At 32.6% G+C, this 1,462-nt stretch carries 2 protein-coding genes; both read right to left on the reverse strand.

What is annotated here, in order from left to right:
• Positions 1–245 precede the first annotated feature (245 nt).
• The gene (locus KZH69_RS20330; protein WP_219319296.1) at positions 246–506 is read right to left on the reverse strand and encodes a hypothetical protein; all 261 of its coding nucleotides are present in this window, start codon (positions 504–506) and stop codon (positions 246–248) included.
• A 30-nt stretch (positions 507–536) separates the two neighbouring features.
• On the reverse strand, positions 537–1,298 hold the full coding sequence (locus KZH69_RS20335) for a DUF4262 domain-containing protein (RefSeq protein WP_219319297.1): 762 nt from the start codon (positions 1,296–1,298) through the stop codon (positions 537–539).
• Positions 1,299–1,462 lie beyond the last annotated feature (164 nt).

Consider the following 1,462-nt stretch of genomic DNA (forward strand, 5'->3'; position numbering starts at 1 on the left):
TTCAAGATCTAGCTTTTTGTTTTCCAATTTGTTTTCTGATTTGTCAGAACCACCAAATAATTTTTTAAATAAATTCATTGTCTGTTTTTCGGTTTTAGGGTTACCCATAACGTTCCCGCGCTACAAGTAGTTTGGGACTAAATTAAGCCCTATTTTCGGATTTGCCAAATCTTCCAAATACAAACCAAATTTTCCATTAAGCCTAAAACCCAAATTGCTTGTAGCGTGTGTTAGTGGTAGCCTTTTTATTCTGTTCTGTTTGTTTTTTTTGGAATTTTTAAAAGAATGTCATTACTGTCTAATACGAAGTAATACATTCCGGCAGTTGTAAAAAACCATAATAAATAGTCTTCAAAATTTGTTGATTCTCGGATAAATATTTCTCTATATAACCAAAACCACGCATAAATATTAAATGCTATAACGTAAAATCTTTTTATTAAAAGAACTACTTTCGGTTTGAGTTTCTTCTGTTGAATCTTAAATTCGGAATTAAAATCTCCCATTTACTTTTTTATTATTTTCAGTTTTTCCTTTTATTCATCGTCTTCAATTTCGACCATATTTCTTGTCCATTTTCCACCTATAAATTCTCTTTCGGCTTCTTCTCCGTATTCAAGGTCAAAAACTTCATTTAAAGTTTTGTCTTTAATTGTCATTTGCTCTAATGCAACAAGTTTAGCATCTTGGGGTATATTGATATTGTCGCCTGTTAAAAACTGCCAATCTCCATCTATGTCGTGCACAACTTTTAAGATAGGTTTCCCAAGTTCAAGCCATTGTCTTGTTGTAAAAACAGCAACGTTTTTAGCCTCACTGAATTTAAAGTCAGCGTTTCTATCAAGTAAAGGTTGTTTGTAAATAAACTCATCTTCAAAATCTGTTTCCCAAGGGAATTTGTCATTTCGGTCTGTCCATACAAGTTGAATTGCAGGAAAATCATTTGAGTTATAGAAGTCTATTGCAGTTCCAAAATAGTCAGCTAAATTTCTATTGTCAATCTGGACAAATTCAGCTTTACTATTTTCAAATATGTTTTTGTATGTTTTGTTTGTTTCAATTTTTTGTCCACTTTTTACTAAGTCAGCGACGTCATTGATTATTGAATGTAAAGTTTGTGTACTAAGTCCGAAACAAATAATTTCTGGATGATTGTATTTAGTCCAAAGCCCAATGCTATATGCGAAAGAAGGCAAATAGTCAGTCGCTTCAATAAGAATTACAGAAAGCCCATATTTTTCTATGTCAGATTTTGTCTGATTATCATCTCTGCAATTATGTTCATTTTCTGTTGTCATTCTTTCGTTTAAGTTTTCTTCTGCGCTAAGGTTACCACTAACGTTATCGGGCTAGGCGCAGTGCCTTCTTTCTCCCGCTTCACAAATAATTGCTAAAATAGCCAAATTTTTTAATTTGTACTATTTTATCCAACAAAGCGGAAGGCATTGCTCTTAGCCCGTGT

Source organism: Flavobacterium taihuense, from assembly GCF_019351435.1.
GTDB lineage: Bacteria > Bacteroidota > Bacteroidia > Flavobacteriales > Flavobacteriaceae > Flavobacterium > Flavobacterium taihuense.

Excerpts from the sequence above, each read along its gene's own strand:
- KZH69_RS20330 (WP_219319296.1), bottom strand. The coding sequence starts at position 506 with ATGGGAGATTTTAATTCCGAATTTAAGATTCAACAGAAGAAACTCAAA.
- KZH69_RS20335 (WP_219319297.1), bottom strand. The coding sequence starts at position 1,298 with ATGACAACAGAAAATGAACATAATTGCAGAGATGATAATCAGACAAAA.